Origin of the sequence: Desulfuromonas sp. KJ2020 (genome assembly GCF_024197615.1) — a bacterium.
GTDB lineage: Bacteria > Desulfobacterota > Desulfuromonadia > Desulfuromonadales > SZUA-540 > SZUA-540.
In genome coordinates this window covers 456,271-471,495 of the sequence record NZ_JAKUKE010000001.1, presented here as the reverse complement: position 1 = coordinate 471,495, position 15,225 = coordinate 456,271, and the positions used below count along the sequence as shown (strand labels likewise).

Below are 15,225 nucleotides of genomic sequence, written 5' to 3'. Positions count from 1 at the left end.
GCGGTCGGTCTCCTTCGGCGGCGCCTGGTCAGAGCCTGACCTGCACCGCCGAAAGGATATGGGCGTTGTTGCGCATGTTGGTCAGCACCGCTTCCGGTATTTCGCTGTCGACATTGATCAGCGAAATGGCCCTTCCTTTGATCTTGCGACGGGAAAGGTTCATCATGGCCACGTTGATGCCGGCTTCGGCCAGGGTGTAGCCAATAAAGCCAATCACGCCAGGACGATCATCGTTGTGCAGGACGAGGAGGTGCCCGTCGGGGACGGCTTCTACCGGGTAGTCGTCCACTCGGACAATGCGGTAATCCTCCTCGCCGAAAAGGGCACCGCAGACGGAACGTACCCCGTCAGCGCAATGTACCGTCAGGCGGATCATGTTGGCGAACCCCTCAGAGGCTTTGCTGCGAGTCTCCAACACTTTGATTCCCCGTTCTTCAGCCAGGTGCGGAGCGTTCACATAGTTGACCATGGAGCCGATCATGGGGGTCAGCAGGCCCTTGAGCAGGGAGAGAGTCAGAGGCTCCGTGGGAAAGTCAGTGACGCTGCCGGCATATTCGATGGTGAGCTTCTCCAGGCCGCGGGCGCAAAGTTGCGCCTGAAAGGAGCCGAGCCGCCCGGCCAGGTCGATATAGGGCTTCATGACCGCCAGCAGTTCGGCGCTGATGGACGGCACATTAATAGCATTGACGATGTTGCCCCGCAGGAGGAAATCGACGATCTGTCGCGCTACCTGAACTGTGACATTGATCTGCGCATCCGTTGTCGCCGCCCGCAGATGTGGTGTGCAGATAACCTGGGGAAGAGAGAGCAGGGGATTGTCTTTATGGGGAGGCTCCTTGCTGAAAACATCGAGAGCAGCGCCGGCGATACGGCCGCTCGTTATGCCTCTAGCTAAGGCGTCCTCATCAATGAGGCCGCCGATGGCACAGTTGATGATGCGGCAGCCGGGCTTGACTCTTTGTAAGGACTCCTCATCGAGGATATTGACAGTCTCGCTATTTAACGGAACGTGGAGCGTGATGAAGTCCGAGCGCTGCAGCAGATCATCGAGGTCCACCTGCTCAGCCATCAGTTGACGCGCCATTTCGCCGGACAGGTAGGGGTCGTAAAGCAGCACGCGCATCTTGAGACAAAGGGCGGTCTCGATGACCAGTCGACCAATCTTGCCCCCACCAATGACGCCCAGCGTCTTGCCGGCGATCTCCACGCCCGTGAAACGATCCTTCTCCCAGTGACCGGATTTGGTCGACTGGCTCGCCAAGGGAATCTGCCGGGCGAGGGCCATCAGCATGGCAATGGTGTGTTCCGCCGTTGTGGTCGTACTGCCAAAGGGGGTGTTCATAACCACTACGCCCTTGCGATTGGCGGCGGCCAGATCCATATTTTCAATGCCGATGCCAGCCCGGCCAACCACTTTGAGGCGGGTGGCGGCCCGCAGCACCTCTTCGGTTACCTGGGTGCCGCCGCGCACGACCAGAGCGTCAGCGTCGGCCACTTCTTTAAGAAGATCTTCGGGGGAGAGTCCGGGATGGTAGCAGAGTTCAATGCCTTCGGCTTGTTTAAAGACCTCCAGGCCGGCAGGGGAGAAATTGTCGGAAACAAGCACTTTCATAGGCCAGAACCTGAATATTCGGAAAAATGCCTAAGGCTACAGAGGAAACCAGCCAAACAAAAGCGTACGTTAGCAACACTGCCGGTTGATGTCAAGGCGAAAGCCGGCCGAAGAAAAAGGCAACTGGCGGGAAAAAGGGGCATTTTTGGTGGTGCCTCAAGGGTGCTCAGGGCGCGGGGAGGTATGCCGTGTTATGGCCGGTGTTTTCGCGGCCAGATTTGCCATATCGCGTAAAGAGCCCATGACGCCAAAAGATTAAAGGAAAGGCTAGTTCTTGAAAATACACAACTCCAGACGTTGTCATTCTGGTTGGCATGAAGCGTGTATTCGCCATATATCGGTTCGCATATCTTGGGTCATTTATATATAGATTTTATTTGATTGTTATATTCCGGTATCTATATGTAGGGAATTTTTGCTTGATTCTTTACCGGCCCGGTGATAACAAGAACCCGTTTTGACAATTGGCGGCTGTGTATGGTGCGCGGGCGTCACAACAAGAAGCAATGGGAGGAAGATTAGGTATGAAAAAGGTGATGAAAGCAGCGGCTGCTTTGGCTCTGGTCGGCTTCATGGCTACCTCGGCCTTTGCGGTAACCGGCGGCAATCCCAAAAAAGGCAAGTATCTGTACAAGAAAAACTGCAAATCCTGCCATACTGAAGGCGCTGAGGGCGGCAACCTGACCCCTCTGAGCAAGACCATGGCCCAGTGGGACCGTTTCTTCGAGCGTGACAAGCATGCTGCCAAGCCCGAAGCATTCGAGGGCATCAGCGAAAAGGATCTGCTCGACATCCAGCAGTTCCTCTATGACCACGCTGCTGACGGCCCCCAGCCCCAGACCTGCGGTTAATTAAGATATCCCTGCCCGTTTATGCGGGCAGGGATTGTTTTTGCCCGGTACCACAAACCACGTTGATTCTATCAACCAAGGAGGCACAAAATGCGTAAACTGATGGCCATTCTGCTGGCCGCCCTGCTCGTAGCGCCTGCCACCGCTCTGGCAGCTACCAGCATCGAGGAACTGCAGAAGAAGATCGAAGAACTGACCGACGAAGTCGACTACCTCTCCGGCCGCGTCGACAAGACCGAGAAGCACACCGCTCTTGACCGCATCGAGTTTTCCGGCGACCTGCGTGCCAAGGCTGACACCCTGCATTACAGCGATGTGGCCTGGAGCCCTGGTATGATGGTCGATATGACCGGAGTTCCTGGCATGCCGCCGGTGGTAGTCCCTGTATCTATGCTCACCGGTAACCCTGTTATCCCAGGTATGATGCCGGCTGTAGCGCCGGAAAAAGGGGATCTCGATAACGACATCCTCTACACTACCCGGCTGCGCCTCAATATGAAGGCCAAGGTGTATGATAATGTTAATTTCTCCGGCCGTCTTAGCATGTATAAGAACTGGGGCGATTCCACGGGCGTCAAGGTGTTTGACTCCTGGGATTCTTTCACTATGGATGGCACACATAGTGGCAATACCACTAGTGACAGCCTGTTTGTTGAGCGCGCCTATTTCGACTGGAGCCACATCGGTGGTTCGAACTTCTACCTCTCCATCGGTCGTCGTCCTTCGACTTATGGTCCTCCCACCCAGTATCGTGAAAACGAGTTGCGTGGCGGTACCCCTTCCGGGCACCTGGTGAACTTTAACTTTGATGGCGTCACCATCGGTTATAACCTGAGCGAGCTGACCGGCATCGAAGGCCAGACCATCCGTTTCTGTTATGGTCAGGGTTTTGAGTCCCAGTATGGTAATGGCGAGCTTTTCACCCGCAATGATTTCAATACCGAAGATACCCACCTGGGTGGTATCAATTTCGATATTCTGAACGACGGCACTAACTTCCTGCAGTTGACCGCTTTTGCCGCGCTTGATGTCGTGGATGGTTTCAAAGGGACATTCGCTTTCCCTTCTCAATTTGTCGATCTTTTCACTACAAATATCGCTGCTGACACCGCCATGTTCCCTAATATGAACTTTGTCGTGCGTTATCAGCCTACCACCGTAGTGGGTGACATGTTCCTTGGCGGTCTGGGCTATGCCCGCGAAGAAATGAATGACGTCAAGTACTTCGCCTCTTTGGGTTGGACTCGTCTGGATCCCAATGGCAAGGCTGGAATGTTCGGTGGTATGGCCTCCGACGCTGTATTTAGTGCTACGACTGGGGAAATTGTCGGTGTGACCAATACGGATGCCAAAGACGGCTACGGTGTCTATGCCGGCGTGCAGGTTCCTGCTCCCCTTGGCAAGTTCGGCTTGGAGTACAACTTCGGTTCCAAATACTGGACCCCCTTCACTCAGGCCCAGGATGACGTCGCCGGCAGCAAGCTCGCCACTCGCGGCCATGCCGGTGAGGCTTACTACATCTTCGATATCAACCCCAACATGTTCATCAAGGTTGGCGGTATCTACTATGACTACGAGTACACTGGCAGCGGCTCTCCCGTCGGCGCTCCCCAGAAGGTCGACAGCGTCCTCGACGGCACGGCTTTCTCCATGCTTCCCGTTGTGGACAAGGCCTGGGACGGCTATGCCTCTCTGACCGTCAAGTTCTAATACGAACTTGCAGGCACCACCTCGAAGGGCCGGCAGCGATGCCGGCCCTTTTTCTTGGCGGATGGCGCGATAAATGGCTGTTGAGCTTTGGCTGCAAGGGGTGTATGATTTTCGAAACCACGCCATAGAGGAGAATTCATAAGCCATGTTCGGTCTTGGAACCCAGGAACTGCTCATCATTCTTGTGTTGGTGCTCATTATTTTTGGTGCCGGCAAGCTGCCGCAGGTCGGCGGTGCTTTGGGAAAAGGCCTGCGCAATTTCAAGCAGGGGATCAAAGAGGGGAATGGGGAGCAGGAAGAAGAGAAGAAAAAAATATCCGACGACAAGAAGGAAGACTGACCGTCTCTATTTTTCTATTTTCATCCATCACAAAACATCCCGTCCGGTCGGCGCCTGGCGGGATGTTTTGTATTTGGCGGAGTAAAGCCGGGTGGCAGTGCCCCTTTCAGGGTGAGCGCCGAGCTTCCTCGCGGTGGGCGGTCTGGGTGATGCGACGGATGGGGTCGAAGCCGGGCATCACCCAGCCGGATTGACGCAGAAATTGACGGATTTTTCCGCTGGCGATCAGGTCGTCCAGTTCTCGGCTGTTGACGACATCCTGTCGACCATCCTGGTAGATGACGCGAATCATCATAAAAGACACTCCTGAAAAAGTCTTTGCCCTTTGACAGTAGCATCGCCGACAGCGAATGCAACCGGATCATAAGCTTTTGGCGTTTTTTTGTCCTTTCGGCCGGGAAAAAATACTTTACAGGGCCGGGCCATTTGTGTAATCTTCCTTTTCCGCGGAGAGGTGACCGAGAGGCCGAAGGTGCACGACTGGAAATCGTGTGTACCGCAAGGTACCGAGGGTTCGAATCCCTCCCTCTCCGCCAGTTTTAAATGGATAACTCCCCGGGATTCGAAGCGAAGCGAGCGCTGCCAGTGGCAGAAAAGCGGACAGGATGTCCGCGTCAGCGAGCGCAGGGGAGCCGACGCCGGAGCTGCCGTGACGGCGGCGACAGAGTGGGTGAATCCCTCCCTCTCCGCCAGTTTTATAAATCAAGCAATTTCCTGAGGGATTCCTCTCTTTCCCAATTGCCGTTAGAAGTGACAGCCGGGTCCCGCGCAACGGACGGTCGCCAACCCCGTCAGGCCCGGAAGGGAGCAGCGGCAACGACCTCAGCCGTGTGCCGCGGGGGTGCCTGGCTGTCACTTGTGCCGGCAAATCCCACCGGCGTCCCTGCTCTCTCCTTTCTCCCCTCTTACCGGAGATCCGACACCCCATGTCTTACCTGGTACTGGCTCGCAAATGGCGACCCCAGAGCTTTTCCGACCTGGTTGGGCAGGAGCATGTCAGTCGCACCCTGGCCAACGCCATACAATCCGGCCGCGTTCATCACGCCTTTCTTTTCACGGGCGCTCGCGGGGTAGGTAAAACATCGGCGGCCCGCATTCTGGCCAAATCCCTGAATTGCGCCGAAGGGCCGACCGAAACCCCCTGTAACCAATGCCCTTCCTGCCTCGAGATCACCGGCGGGCAGGGTGTCGATGTGCTGGAGATCGACGGCGCCTCCAATACGGGGGTCGACGACATTCGTACCCTGCGCGAAAATATCCGCTACCTGCCTTCTCGCTCCCGCTACAAGATTTTCATCATCGATGAAGTCCACATGCTCTCCATCAATGCCTTCAACGCCCTGTTGAAGACCCTTGAAGAACCGCCCGAGCATGCCAAGTTTATCTTTGCTACGACCGAACCCCATAAAATACCGATTACCATCCTCTCCCGGTGCCAGCGCTTTGATTTCCGTAAAATCTCTCAGCCGAAAGTGACAGAGCGCTTGCGCGAGATTGTCGATGCCGAGGGTATCCAGATTTCCGACAAGGCCCTCGGGCTGGTGGCGCGTCAGGGTGAAGGCAGTATGCGCGATTCGCTGTCGGCCCTTGATCAGATTGTCGCCTTTTGCGGGATGGAGGTGTCAGACCAGGATGCTCTCGGTATCCTCGGCATGGTCGATCGCCGTCTTCTCATGGATACGGTGTCGGGTGTGCTGGGCCGTGATGGCCGCCGGGTTCTCGAAGTGGTCCGGCAGGTCGATAATCTGGGACATTCTTTTCGCCAATTCTGTCAGGAACTGGTGGAGATCCTCCGGTCTCTGGTGCTTATCAAGGTAGTGGAGGAACCTGGTGAACTATTGCAGGTGTCTTCCAGCGAATTACAGGAACTTCGGGGTCTGGCTGACGATTGCGACCTGGAAGAGTTGCAGCGCATTCTGTCGATCCTTATTCGCACCGAAGCGGAGCTGGCTACGGCGGCTTATCCCAAGCTGATTCTCGAGATGGCCCTGGTCCGTCTTGCGCATATGCCCCAAATCAAGAGTGTGGCCGTCTTGGTGCGCAAAATCGAAGACCTGGAGCGCCTGCTTGCCTCCGGACGGTCGGAACCTCCGTCCCGACCCGCGCCTGTGAGGCCCGAACCTCCCGCTCCGGTTTCGGAGGATTCGCCAAAAAAGCCTGAAGCCCCGGCTCCCCAGGCACCAGCGGCGGGGGGGTGGCAGGGGCTGGTCGAGCATGTGCGTGCACGTCGTCCCCTGATCGCGACCCTGCTTGAAAACGGCAGCCTGCTGCGCCTGGAACTTCCCGTTCTGGAGATCGGCTATGTGGCCGCTTCTTTTATGTTTGAGCAGGTTCGTGACCCGGAAACACTCGAAGTGATCACAACTCTTGCCAGTGAATATTTTGGCCAGCCTGTCACCATAAAACTATCCCCCGTTCCTGGCGAGAAAGCGGTGCCGCCCTCTTTGGTCCAGGAACGTCAGGCCCAGGAATCCGACCGGAAAAACCGTCTGCGCAATGACGCCTTAGCGCACCCCATGGTCAAGGCGGCTGTTGAAATATTCGAAGGCAAAGTCAGTGAAGTCAAACCCATCGACAAGGGCTTTGTCTAGGCGGCCAAGGCGCCTGGATGGATACCTGATTGTTATCTTGTTCACACCCGCGATTTATCACAAGGAGGATATTCAGCATGTCAAAAGGTCTTGGAAATATCATGAAGCAGGCTCAACTGATGCAGCAGAAGATGGCGCGCATGCAGGAGGAGTTGGCACAGTGCGAGGTCGAGGCGTCGGCCGGCGGCGGTATGGTCACTGCCGTGGTCAATGGCAAGCAGCAGCTGATCACCCTTAAAATTGATCAGGGCGTGGTTGATCCCGAGGACGTCGAGATGCTTCAGGATCTTGTGGTCGCCGCCGTCAATGAGGCGATCAAGAAGAGTCAGGACATGATGCAGCAGGAAATGTCCAAGATTACCGGCGGGATGAATATTCCCGGCCTGTTCTGAGAAAGATACCAGCTTTAACTCGCGGTAAACGAATTTTTTGTTTTGTTAAAAAAATAAAACACCATTTTAATTTGTTGGATTTTTGCGGAGTCCCATGCTAAACTCCACCCCGTCTTTCACCCGGCTAGTCGCTGAATTGGCCAAATTGCCAGGGATCGGTCAGAAAACCGCTATCCGCCTGGCTTTTCATATTCTACGCCAGTCCGGCCCTGAGTCCGAGGCTCTCGCGGACGCCATTCGGGAACTGAAACAGAACATCCGTTTCTGCTCCCGCTGTTTTGGCGTGACCGAGCAGGACCCTTGCCCCGTCTGCACTGACGACGGGCGTGATGACTCCCTGCTCTGTGTGGTTGAGCAGCCCCAGGATCTGTTGGCGATCGAACGCAGCCGATCCTTTCGGGGGCGTTATCATGTTCTGCATGGGGCGCTCTCGCCCCTTGACGGGGTTGGGCCGGAAGATCTGAAAGTTGAAGCCCTCCTGGCCCGCCTGAAGGAAGGGGGGGTGAAGGAGGTTTTGCTCGCCACCAATTTTTCGGTAGAAGGCGAAACGACCGCGCTCTTTCTGGCCCGACAGATTTCTCCTCTGGGCATCAGGGTGACCCGGTTGGCTCACGGCATCCCCATGGGGAGCGACCTTGAATATATCGATGAGGCGACAGTGAACCGGGCCGTTGAAGGCCGTCGCGACCTTTAGCCTCCTGAATTTGTCGGAACTTTTGCTATACTGTTACGGTTTTGCATTGCGCCTGGCGTTTTGCAGCCATTGGGTGAAAATTTGTGAAAAGCCGACTATTCCACCGCTGGCCAGATTTTTCCTGGCGAGCCCATCCGGAATATCGGGTACAGATTCATTAACACGCAAAAGGAGGAGTTCATGTCGCGCACTATGGTAAACATTGACGGCAATACTGCGGCGGCGCATGTAGCCCATGCTACCAACGAGGTTATCGCCATCTATCCCATCACGCCGTCATCGGTTATGGGTGAGATCTCCGACGCAAAGAGTGCGGTGGGTGAAAAAAACATCTGGGGCACGATTCCCAAGGTCGTCGAAATGCAGTCCGAAGGTGGCGCGGCCGGTGCGGTTCACGGCGCTCTGCAGGCCGGTGCCCTGACCACCACTTTTACCGCCTCGCAGGGGCTGCTTCTGATGATCCCCAACATGTTCAAGATTGCCGGTGAATTGACGCCGACGGTCTTCCATGTGTCGGCTCGCGCCATTGCCGCCCAGGCCCTGTCCATTTTCGGCGATCACTCCGACGTCATGACCTGCCGTTCTACCGGCTGGGCCTTCCTGTGCTCGAACAATCCTCAGGAAGTCATGGACTTTGCCCTGATTGCCCAGGCCGCCACTCTCGAGTCGCGCATCCCCTTCCTCCACTTTTTCGACGGCTTCCGCACCTCGCACGAAATCCAGAAGGTGGAAGCCCTGTCCATGGACGACATGAGGGCGATGATCGACGACGAGCAGGTGCGCGCGCATCGTGCCCGCGGTCTTTCGCCCGATCATCCGGTTCTGCGCGGCACCGCCCAGAACCCCGACGTGTATTTCCAGGGGCGTGAGACGGTCAATGCCTACTATGACAAGGTGCCCGGCATCGTTCAGGCCCAGATGGACAAGTTCGCCAAGCTGACCGGTCGCCAGTATAATCTGTTCGATTATGTCGGCGCCCCGGATGCCGAGCGGGTCATCGTGGCCATGGGCTCGTCCTGCGAGACCATCCATGAGCTGGTTGAGCATCTCAATGCCCAGGGCGAGAAGGTCGGCCTGCTCAAAGTACGCCTCTTCCTCCCTTATCTGACCGAGGCCTTCGTCAAGACTCTGCCCAAGACGGTCAAAAAAATCGCTGTACTCGACCGCACCAAGGAGCCCGGCTCCATGGGCGAGCCTCTGTACCACAATGTGCGGACCGCCATCGGTGAGGCCATGTCCGAGGGAACCTTCTCCTTCGAGGGTTATCCGACAATCGTCGGCGGCCGCTACGGCCTCGGCTCCTACGAGTTCTCCCCGGCCATGGCCAAGGCCGTTTACGACAATCTTAAAGCCGATAAGCCGATGAACCACTTCGTCGTCGGTATCAAAGACGATGTCACCGGCAAAAGCCTCGATTTCGATCCGAACTACAAGGTGCCCCAGAACGTCTATGCTGCCATGTTCTACGGTCTCGGTTCCGACGGTACCGTTGGCGCCAACAAGAACTCCATCAAGATCATCGGCGAAAACACGGACAACAATGCGCAGGCCTACTTTGTCTATGACTCCAAGAAGGCCGGCAGCATGACCACCAGCCACCTGCGGTTCGGCAAAGAGGTCATTCGCAGCACCTACCTGATCGACAGCGCCGATTTCGTCGCCTGCCATAACTTCTCATTCCTCGAGAAGTACGACATGCTTGGCCGCGCCAAGAATGGAGCGACCTTCCTTCTCAACAGCCCTTACAACAAGGACGAGGTCTGGGCCCATCTGCCCAAGCAGGTGCAGCAGCAGATCATCGACAAGAAACTTAAGTTTTACGTCATTGACGGCGTCCACCTGGGCAACAAGATTGGCCTCGGTCCCCGCATCAACGTCATCATGCAGTCGGCGTTCTTCAAGATCTCCGGCATCATCGACTTCGATCTGGCCCTCAAGGAAATCAAGGATGCCATTGACAAGTCTTACGGCAAGGCGGGTGAGAAGGTCGTCAAGATGAACTATGAGGCGGCCGACGCCGGTGCGCAGCATGTCGAGGAAGTCAAGGTTCCGGCCAAGGCCGACAGCACCATCGAGATGCAGATCGGCAAGTGGGCCGGCACGCCGGAGACGGTGCAGAAAACCCTCGGTCCCATCATCGACGGCCTGGGCGACAAACTGCCCATTTCAGCCATGCCTACCGACGGCACTTTCCCCACGGCGACGGCCATGTACGAGAAGCGCAACATCGCTGTCTCTGTACCGACCTGGGATGAAGAGCTGTGCATCCAGTGCGGCATCTGTTCTTTTGTCTGCCCGCATGCCTCCATCCGTATGAAGATCTATGACGAGGCTGATCTCAAGGGTGCTCCCAAGACCTTCAAGTCGTGCGGTGCCAAGGGCAAGGACGTAGAAGGGAAAAAATTCACTCTGCAGGTAGCGGTCGAAGATTGTACCGGTTGCGGTGCCTGCGTCTACAACTGCCCGGCCAAGAGCAAGACTCAAGAAGGCCACAAAGCCATCAATATGGCGGAGCAGGTGGCTCTGCGCGAAACAGAGCGCGAAAACTTCGAATTCTTCCTGGGCCTTCCGGACACCGATCCGACGCTGTTTAACCGGGCTACGGTGAAGGGCAGCCAGCTGCTGCCGCCGATGTTCGAGTTCTCCGGCGCCTGTGCCGGCTGCGGAGAGACGCCTTTCGTCAAGCTTTGCTCCCAGCTCTTCGGTGACCGCATGGTCGTCGCCAACGCCACCGGCTGCTCCTCTATCTACGGCGGCAATCTGCCCACCACCCCGTGGAGCAAGCGCAAAGACGGTCTGGGTCCGGCCTGGAGCAACTCCCTGTTTGAGGACAACGCCGAGTTCGGTTTTGGCTTCCGCCTGACCATCGACAAATTCAACCAGTATGCGCTTGAGCTTCTCGACAAGCTGTCTTCTTGTGACTGCAAAGGGTGCAAGGAAAGCCTGCCCCTGATGAAGGAGATCAAAGAGGCGCCGCAGACCAACCAGGAAGAGATCGAGGCGCAGCGCGCCCGGGTCGCCAAACTGAAAAAATCCCTGGAGAAGTGTCCTGATGCCGACAGCAAGAACCTGCTGTCCGTGGCCGATTACCTGGTCAAGAAGTCGGTCTGGATCCACGGCGGCGATGGCTGGGCTTACGATATCGGCTACGGTGGCCTCGATCACGTCCTTGCTTCCGGGGAGAACGTCAACGTACTGGTCCTCGACACCGAAGTTTACTCAAACACCGGTGGTCAGGCCTCCAAATCGACGCCTCTGGGCGCGGTGGCTCAGTTTGCCGCCGGCGGCAAGCGCATGCCGAAAAAGGATCTCGGCATGATCGCCATGACCTACGGCAACATCTATGTCGCCAAAGTTTCTCTGGCCAACCCAGCCCAGGTTGTCAAAGCCATGCTGGAAGCAGACGCCTATGACGGACCCTCACTCATCATTGCCTACAGCCACTGCATCGCTCACGGCATTAACATGACCACCGCCGTGGATGAGTGTAAAAAGGCGGTAGCCTGCGGTCACTGGCCTCTATTCCGCTATGATCCCCGGCTAGCCGACCAGGGCAAGAATCCCCTGCAGCTCGACAGCAAGGAACCCAGCATTTCCTTCGAGGAGTTTGCCACCGGGGAAAATCGCTGGAAAGTGCTGCAGAAAGCCGATCCCGAAGTGGCTGGCCGTCTGATGAAGCAGGCCAATGCCGAAACGGCCGCCCGCTACGATCTCTACAAAAAGCTGGCCGATATGCAGGTCGATTGTGGCAAGAAAGACTGAGTGACAACTCGGTGATTCAAACTCCCGGCAGGAAACTGCCGGGAGTTTTTTTTGGAATAATTTGAGGACAGGCCCTTCCTTCTTGCAGATCCTAAGTCATTAAAAGACCTTGATAGTTAAGGGGATAGATGCTATAAAATCCGCTGGTGCGCAAACCCTATCAAGGAGCATTGGCATGTTTGGCCCACAATCATCGCTCGTCATGTATGACGAGGAATTGAAAAGAATAAACGCGACCATTGAGAAACTGCTGCGGGAAGCCAACGCCAAGGTTATTTTTCTGGTCGATAAAAATGGCCAGTTGATCACCGCCGTCGGCGAGACGGAACATCTGGATACGACCAGCCTGGCCTCCTTGACGGCAGGAAATATCGCGGCGACGGGCGGATTGGCCAAACTCATCGGCGAGAAGGAATTTTCCATCCTTTTTCACGAAGGGGAAAAAGACAACCTGCATATCTCCATTGTCGCCGGCAGGGTGATTCTGGTGGTGATTTTCGACCAGCGCAGTTCGCTTGGACTGGTCCGTCTTCGCGTCAAAAAGGCCAGCGATGAGTTGGGTGATATTTTTCAGGATCTGGAAAAGAAGGCAGAAGAGATGGAATCCGGTGGCGATTTCCAGAGTCCTTTTGCCGAAATCACCGACGATGACATTGATAACCTCTTCAGCTGAGAGGTAAGCCAGCATGTCTTTTATCAATTATGCTTCACGCGAAATAAACTGCAAAATCGTCTATTATGGGCCGGGCCTTTGCGGCAAGACGACCAATCTCCAGTTCGTCTACCAGAAGACGGCACCTGAGTCCAAAGGAAAGATGATTTCTCTGGCAACGGAGACAGAACGGACCCTGTTCTTCGACTTTCTGCCGCTGGCCCTGGGAGAAATTCGTGGCTTCAAGACCCGTTTTCATCTGTATACCGTACCGGGTCAGGTCTTCTACGATGCCTCCCGTAAGCTCATCCTCAAAGGGGTTGACGGCGTCGTCTTCGTAGCGGATTCCCAGGAAGAACGCCTCGATGCCAACATCGAGAGCCTCGAGAACCTCAAGGTCAACCTGGAAGAACAAGGGTATCAGCTTGAAAACCTGCCTTTCGTCATCCAATACAATAAGCGGGATCTTCCCAACGTTTCGTCTCTGGAAGAGCTGCGAAGCCTGCTCAACCCGACCAATGTGCCCGACTTTGAGGCCTGCGCCACCACTGGTGAAGGAGTTTTCGAGACGCTCAAGGCGGTGGCTAAACTGATTCTCGTAGATCTCAAAAAAGGGGGCCGCTAGGGCTTACCGTGCTCCAAAAACGAGGAAAAAAGAGGGCACAAAAAACTTGACAGCCCCAGGGCAATCCAGTATATTCCCAGCCTGTCACACATTCCCCGGTAGCTCAGTCGGTAGAGCAGGTGGCTGTTAACCACCCTGTCGCTGGTTCGAGTCCGGCCCGGGGAGCCAAAAAATCAAGGGCCTGCGAGGATCACTCGCAGGCCCTTTTTTATGTGAGCAAAAAGTACCAAGAAAATCATTCTGAAGAGTTTCTCTCCAGCAGTGATCCACCTTCAGACCCGGAACGCGGCGCCAGTGCCGTGCGCGGCAGCTTGAGAGCGTGGTGGCGGTGCAGCGGACGCGAATCGATGTGCTGACATACTTCGAGCACCGCCCCATCGACGATGTCGGGGGTCCCGGGGTCTTTTTTAATCCTTTTGCGGTTGGGAGCGGATGAGGCGGTCGCGCGCTTCCCTCATCCCATCCAGGATTGGGCCTGCGGTATCGGCAGGAAAAGAAGGGGGTAGCTGTTCCGTAACAGTCTGGATCACCTCGTCCATCCTGTCCAGGAGGTCGCCGACAATGGTCTCCATCTCTTCTGCGGGGAGTCGGCAGGCTTGAGCCGTTCCCAGCCAGTGGCGATGCAGGATTCTTGCCCAGGCATAGTGCCGGTTCCTTCCATTCACGGCCATGGCCATCCTCAGATTGGGCTGTTCCAGTTGCCGTTTGGCGACGAGGGGGTAGGCAGATAGGATGTCGTAGGCGGGAGTGAGCCGGAAAGCTCCTCCGGGAAGCAGGAAAATGCTGAAGTTCTTCGCGTGGCCGTCAATGGCGCCGAGCAACCAGAATATGACTTGCAAAGTCATGAATGTGCGTCTGTCGGCAAGTCCCTCACTGGACCCGAAGAGGAGTTCCATGATTCTCCCGATGCCGGGCCCGCCATCGCTTTCGTATTTCAATGCAGGAGGTACGCCCAGGGCCTGGCACATGTCCTCCTGCGGCAGGCGGATAATCCAGGAGCGGTCCTCTGCCCAGCGACGGTCGAATCTTTCGACTACTAATGCCTTTACGCCGTCGAAAGTTGCCATCTCGGCGCCCGCGACCGGAATTCCGTAGGCCTTCAGGATCAGATGGCAGAGCCACTCGTTTTCGACGCTGTCGCTCAGATCCATGTTGCTGTGTTCGATACGGCCGATCGGTAGCTTGAAGATGTGAGTGGTTGGGGTGGCCCCCTGTGGCCGATGCCACCCGCCGTCCAGGTGAAGCAGGGCCGTCTTCTCCTGTGCCCCCGCCATCGAGATGCGAAACTCGGTGTCCGTGCCCATGCCCAGAGGCATGGTCCTGTAGTTGCGCAACGTCTCTGCGATCCGCGCCTCCGTGAGCGGCTCCCCGTCAACTCTGCGGACATCCATGGCGGCATCCTCTGGAAAGAGCTGTAGGGCGCCAACGCACTCCCGGCCGATGTGCCATAACAGATCGAAGCTCCTGTTCGTTCTCGCGCCGAACCGTGCCTGGATGCGGTTCCGGATCGGCTGGCTGTCCGGTAGCAGGTTGTCGAAGAAGTTCTCGACCACCAAACCCGAGTGCTTCTGGCTGCTCAACGGCAAGGAGAGGGAAAGTGGGCGGCGGGCTTCGGCGCCCAGCCATTCCTCGGCATAGGTCATTTCCAGTTTGCCGGCCGCATTCTGGAGCAGTCTGCCCACCTTCTGGCCGTTCATGAAGATGAACATCTCTGCGGCGATCCGTTTGCGCCCCATTACCAGCGGTCTCCTTCGTTCTCGTCCAGCGATTTTTGCCGTGGCTGAAGGATCAGCTCAAGATCCAGGGCCGCCAACAGCCGGAAGAGCGTGTCGATGCGCGCCTTCGATTCCCCCCGCTCGATCTTCGACATCGAAGGTTGATCCAGACCCACCGACTTGGCGGCCTGCTGTTGGGTTATCCCCATCTTCTTCCTGGCAGCCCGAAGCGCCTCTCCCAAGTGTTGTGTTGAAATGATTCTTTGGTCCATATTGTCCTC

The 15,225-nt window shown here is 56.4% G+C and carries 13 protein-coding genes, 2 tRNA genes and 1 other RNA gene; 12 read left to right on the top strand and 4 right to left on the bottom strand.

Annotated features, from left to right (window positions below; translation table 11 throughout):
• Positions 1-28 precede the first annotated feature (28 nt).
• Positions 29-1,612, bottom strand: a complete 1,584-nt coding sequence (serA, locus tag MJO47_RS02155) for a phosphoglycerate dehydrogenase (RefSeq protein WP_253959473.1) — start codon at positions 1,610-1,612, stop codon at positions 29-31.
• Between the two features lie 524 nt (positions 1,613-2,136).
• On the opposite strand from serA, the gene MJO47_RS02150 reads away from it, so the two are divergent.
• From MJO47_RS02150 to tatA, 3 genes are all read left to right on the top strand, one after another.
• Positions 2,137-2,463, top strand: a complete 327-nt coding sequence (locus MJO47_RS02150; protein ID WP_253959472.1) for a cytochrome c — start codon at positions 2,137-2,139, stop codon at positions 2,461-2,463.
• A 90-nt stretch (positions 2,464-2,553) separates the two neighbouring features.
• Positions 2,554-4,173 carry a DUF3373 domain-containing protein gene (locus MJO47_RS02145; protein ID WP_253959471.1) on the top strand — a complete coding sequence of 540 codons (1,620 nt, stop codon included), beginning with the start codon at positions 2,554-2,556 and terminating at the stop codon, positions 4,171-4,173.
• A gap of 145 nt (positions 4,174-4,318) precedes the next feature.
• The gene (gene tatA, locus MJO47_RS02140) at positions 4,319-4,513 is read left to right on the top strand and encodes a twin-arginine translocase TatA/TatE family subunit (RefSeq protein WP_253959470.1); all 195 of its coding nucleotides are present in this window, start codon (positions 4,319-4,321) and stop codon (positions 4,511-4,513) included.
• A gap of 106 nt (positions 4,514-4,619) precedes the next feature.
• Here tatA and MJO47_RS02135 read toward each other — a convergent pair whose 3' ends face one another.
• The gene (locus MJO47_RS02135; RefSeq protein ID WP_253959469.1) at positions 4,620-4,808 is read right to left on the bottom strand and encodes a GSU3473 family protein; all 189 of its coding nucleotides are present in this window, start codon (positions 4,806-4,808) and stop codon (positions 4,620-4,622) included.
• Between the two features lie 153 nt (positions 4,809-4,961).
• Here MJO47_RS02135 and MJO47_RS02130 point away from each other — a divergent pair.
• The 9 genes from MJO47_RS02130 (at position 4,962) to MJO47_RS02090 (ending at position 13,397) form a co-directional block, all read left to right on the top strand.
• A tRNA-Ser gene (locus MJO47_RS02130) sits at positions 4,962-5,049 on the top strand.
• A 219-nt stretch (positions 5,050-5,268) separates the two neighbouring features.
• An RNA gene (gene ffs / locus MJO47_RS02125) (signal recognition particle sRNA small type) lies at positions 5,269-5,367 on the top strand.
• Positions 5,368-5,439: 72 nt separating this feature from the next.
• A complete protein-coding gene (dnaX, locus tag MJO47_RS02120) occupies positions 5,440-7,104 on the top strand; it encodes a DNA polymerase III subunit gamma/tau (protein WP_253959468.1) in 1,665 nt (554 codons plus the stop codon).
• A gap of 77 nt (positions 7,105-7,181) precedes the next feature.
• Positions 7,182-7,496: a YbaB/EbfC family nucleoid-associated protein gene (locus tag MJO47_RS02115; RefSeq protein ID WP_253959467.1), complete on the top strand. Its 315-nt coding sequence runs from the start codon at positions 7,182-7,184 to the stop codon at positions 7,494-7,496.
• Between the two features lie 94 nt (positions 7,497-7,590).
• The gene (gene recR / locus MJO47_RS02110; protein WP_253959466.1) at positions 7,591-8,190 is read left to right on the top strand and encodes a recombination mediator RecR; all 600 of its coding nucleotides are present in this window, start codon (positions 7,591-7,593) and stop codon (positions 8,188-8,190) included.
• Positions 8,191-8,370: 180 nt separating this feature from the next.
• Positions 8,371-11,952 (top strand): pyruvate:ferredoxin (flavodoxin) oxidoreductase, encoded by a 3,582-nt coding sequence (gene nifJ, locus MJO47_RS02105; protein ID WP_253959465.1) that lies wholly within the window; start codon positions 8,371-8,373, stop codon positions 11,950-11,952.
• 175 nt (positions 11,953-12,127) lie between these two features.
• Positions 12,128-12,625, top strand: a complete 498-nt coding sequence (locus MJO47_RS02100) for a roadblock/LC7 domain-containing protein (protein WP_253959464.1) — start codon at positions 12,128-12,130, stop codon at positions 12,623-12,625.
• Positions 12,626-12,638: 13 nt separating this feature from the next.
• A complete protein-coding gene (locus tag MJO47_RS02095) occupies positions 12,639-13,229 on the top strand; it encodes an ATP/GTP-binding protein (protein ID WP_253959463.1) in 591 nt (196 codons plus the stop codon).
• Between the two features lie 92 nt (positions 13,230-13,321).
• Positions 13,322-13,397: transfer RNA gene (locus MJO47_RS02090), tRNA-Asn, on the top strand.
• Between the two features lie 239 nt (positions 13,398-13,636).
• Here MJO47_RS02090 and MJO47_RS02085 read toward each other — a convergent pair.
• Both MJO47_RS02085 and MJO47_RS02080 read right to left on the bottom strand, forming a co-directional pair.
• The gene (locus MJO47_RS02085) at positions 13,637-14,965 is read right to left on the bottom strand and encodes a type II toxin-antitoxin system HipA family toxin (protein ID WP_253959462.1); all 1,329 of its coding nucleotides are present in this window, start codon (positions 14,963-14,965) and stop codon (positions 13,637-13,639) included.
• Complete coding sequence (locus MJO47_RS02080) at positions 14,965-15,216, bottom strand: helix-turn-helix domain-containing protein (protein ID WP_253959461.1); 252 nt, start codon at positions 15,214-15,216, stop codon at positions 14,965-14,967. The genes MJO47_RS02085 and MJO47_RS02080 overlap by 1 nt, the downstream gene beginning before the upstream one ends.
• Positions 15,217-15,225 lie beyond the last annotated feature (9 nt).

Excerpts from the sequence above, each read along its gene's own strand:
- MJO47_RS02085 (WP_253959462.1), bottom strand. The coding sequence starts at position 14,965 with ATGGGGCGCAAACGGATCGCCGCAGAGATGTTCATCTTCATGAACGGC.
- MJO47_RS02145 (WP_253959471.1), top strand. The coding sequence starts at position 2,554 with ATGCGTAAACTGATGGCCATTCTGCTGGCCGCCCTGCTCGTAGCGCCT.
- dnaX (WP_253959468.1), top strand. The coding sequence starts at position 5,440 with ATGTCTTACCTGGTACTGGCTCGCAAATGGCGACCCCAGAGCTTTTCC.
- MJO47_RS02100 (WP_253959464.1), top strand. The coding sequence starts at position 12,128 with ATGTTTGGCCCACAATCATCGCTCGTCATGTATGACGAGGAATTGAAA.
- MJO47_RS02095 (WP_253959463.1), top strand. The coding sequence starts at position 12,639 with ATGTCTTTTATCAATTATGCTTCACGCGAAATAAACTGCAAAATCGTC.
- recR (WP_253959466.1), top strand. The coding sequence starts at position 7,591 with ATGCTAAACTCCACCCCGTCTTTCACCCGGCTAGTCGCTGAATTGGCC.
- MJO47_RS02150 (WP_253959472.1), top strand. The coding sequence starts at position 2,137 with ATGAAAAAGGTGATGAAAGCAGCGGCTGCTTTGGCTCTGGTCGGCTTC.
- nifJ (WP_253959465.1), top strand. The coding sequence starts at position 8,371 with ATGTCGCGCACTATGGTAAACATTGACGGCAATACTGCGGCGGCGCAT.
- MJO47_RS02135 (WP_253959469.1), bottom strand. The coding sequence starts at position 4,808 with ATGATGATTCGCGTCATCTACCAGGATGGTCGACAGGATGTCGTCAAC.
- MJO47_RS02080 (WP_253959461.1), bottom strand. The coding sequence starts at position 15,216 with ATGGACCAAAGAATCATTTCAACACAACACTTGGGAGAGGCGCTTCGG.
- MJO47_RS02115 (WP_253959467.1), top strand. The coding sequence starts at position 7,182 with ATGTCAAAAGGTCTTGGAAATATCATGAAGCAGGCTCAACTGATGCAG.
- tatA (WP_253959470.1), top strand. The coding sequence starts at position 4,319 with ATGTTCGGTCTTGGAACCCAGGAACTGCTCATCATTCTTGTGTTGGTG.
- serA (WP_253959473.1), bottom strand. The coding sequence starts at position 1,612 with ATGAAAGTGCTTGTTTCCGACAATTTCTCCCCTGCCGGCCTGGAGGTC.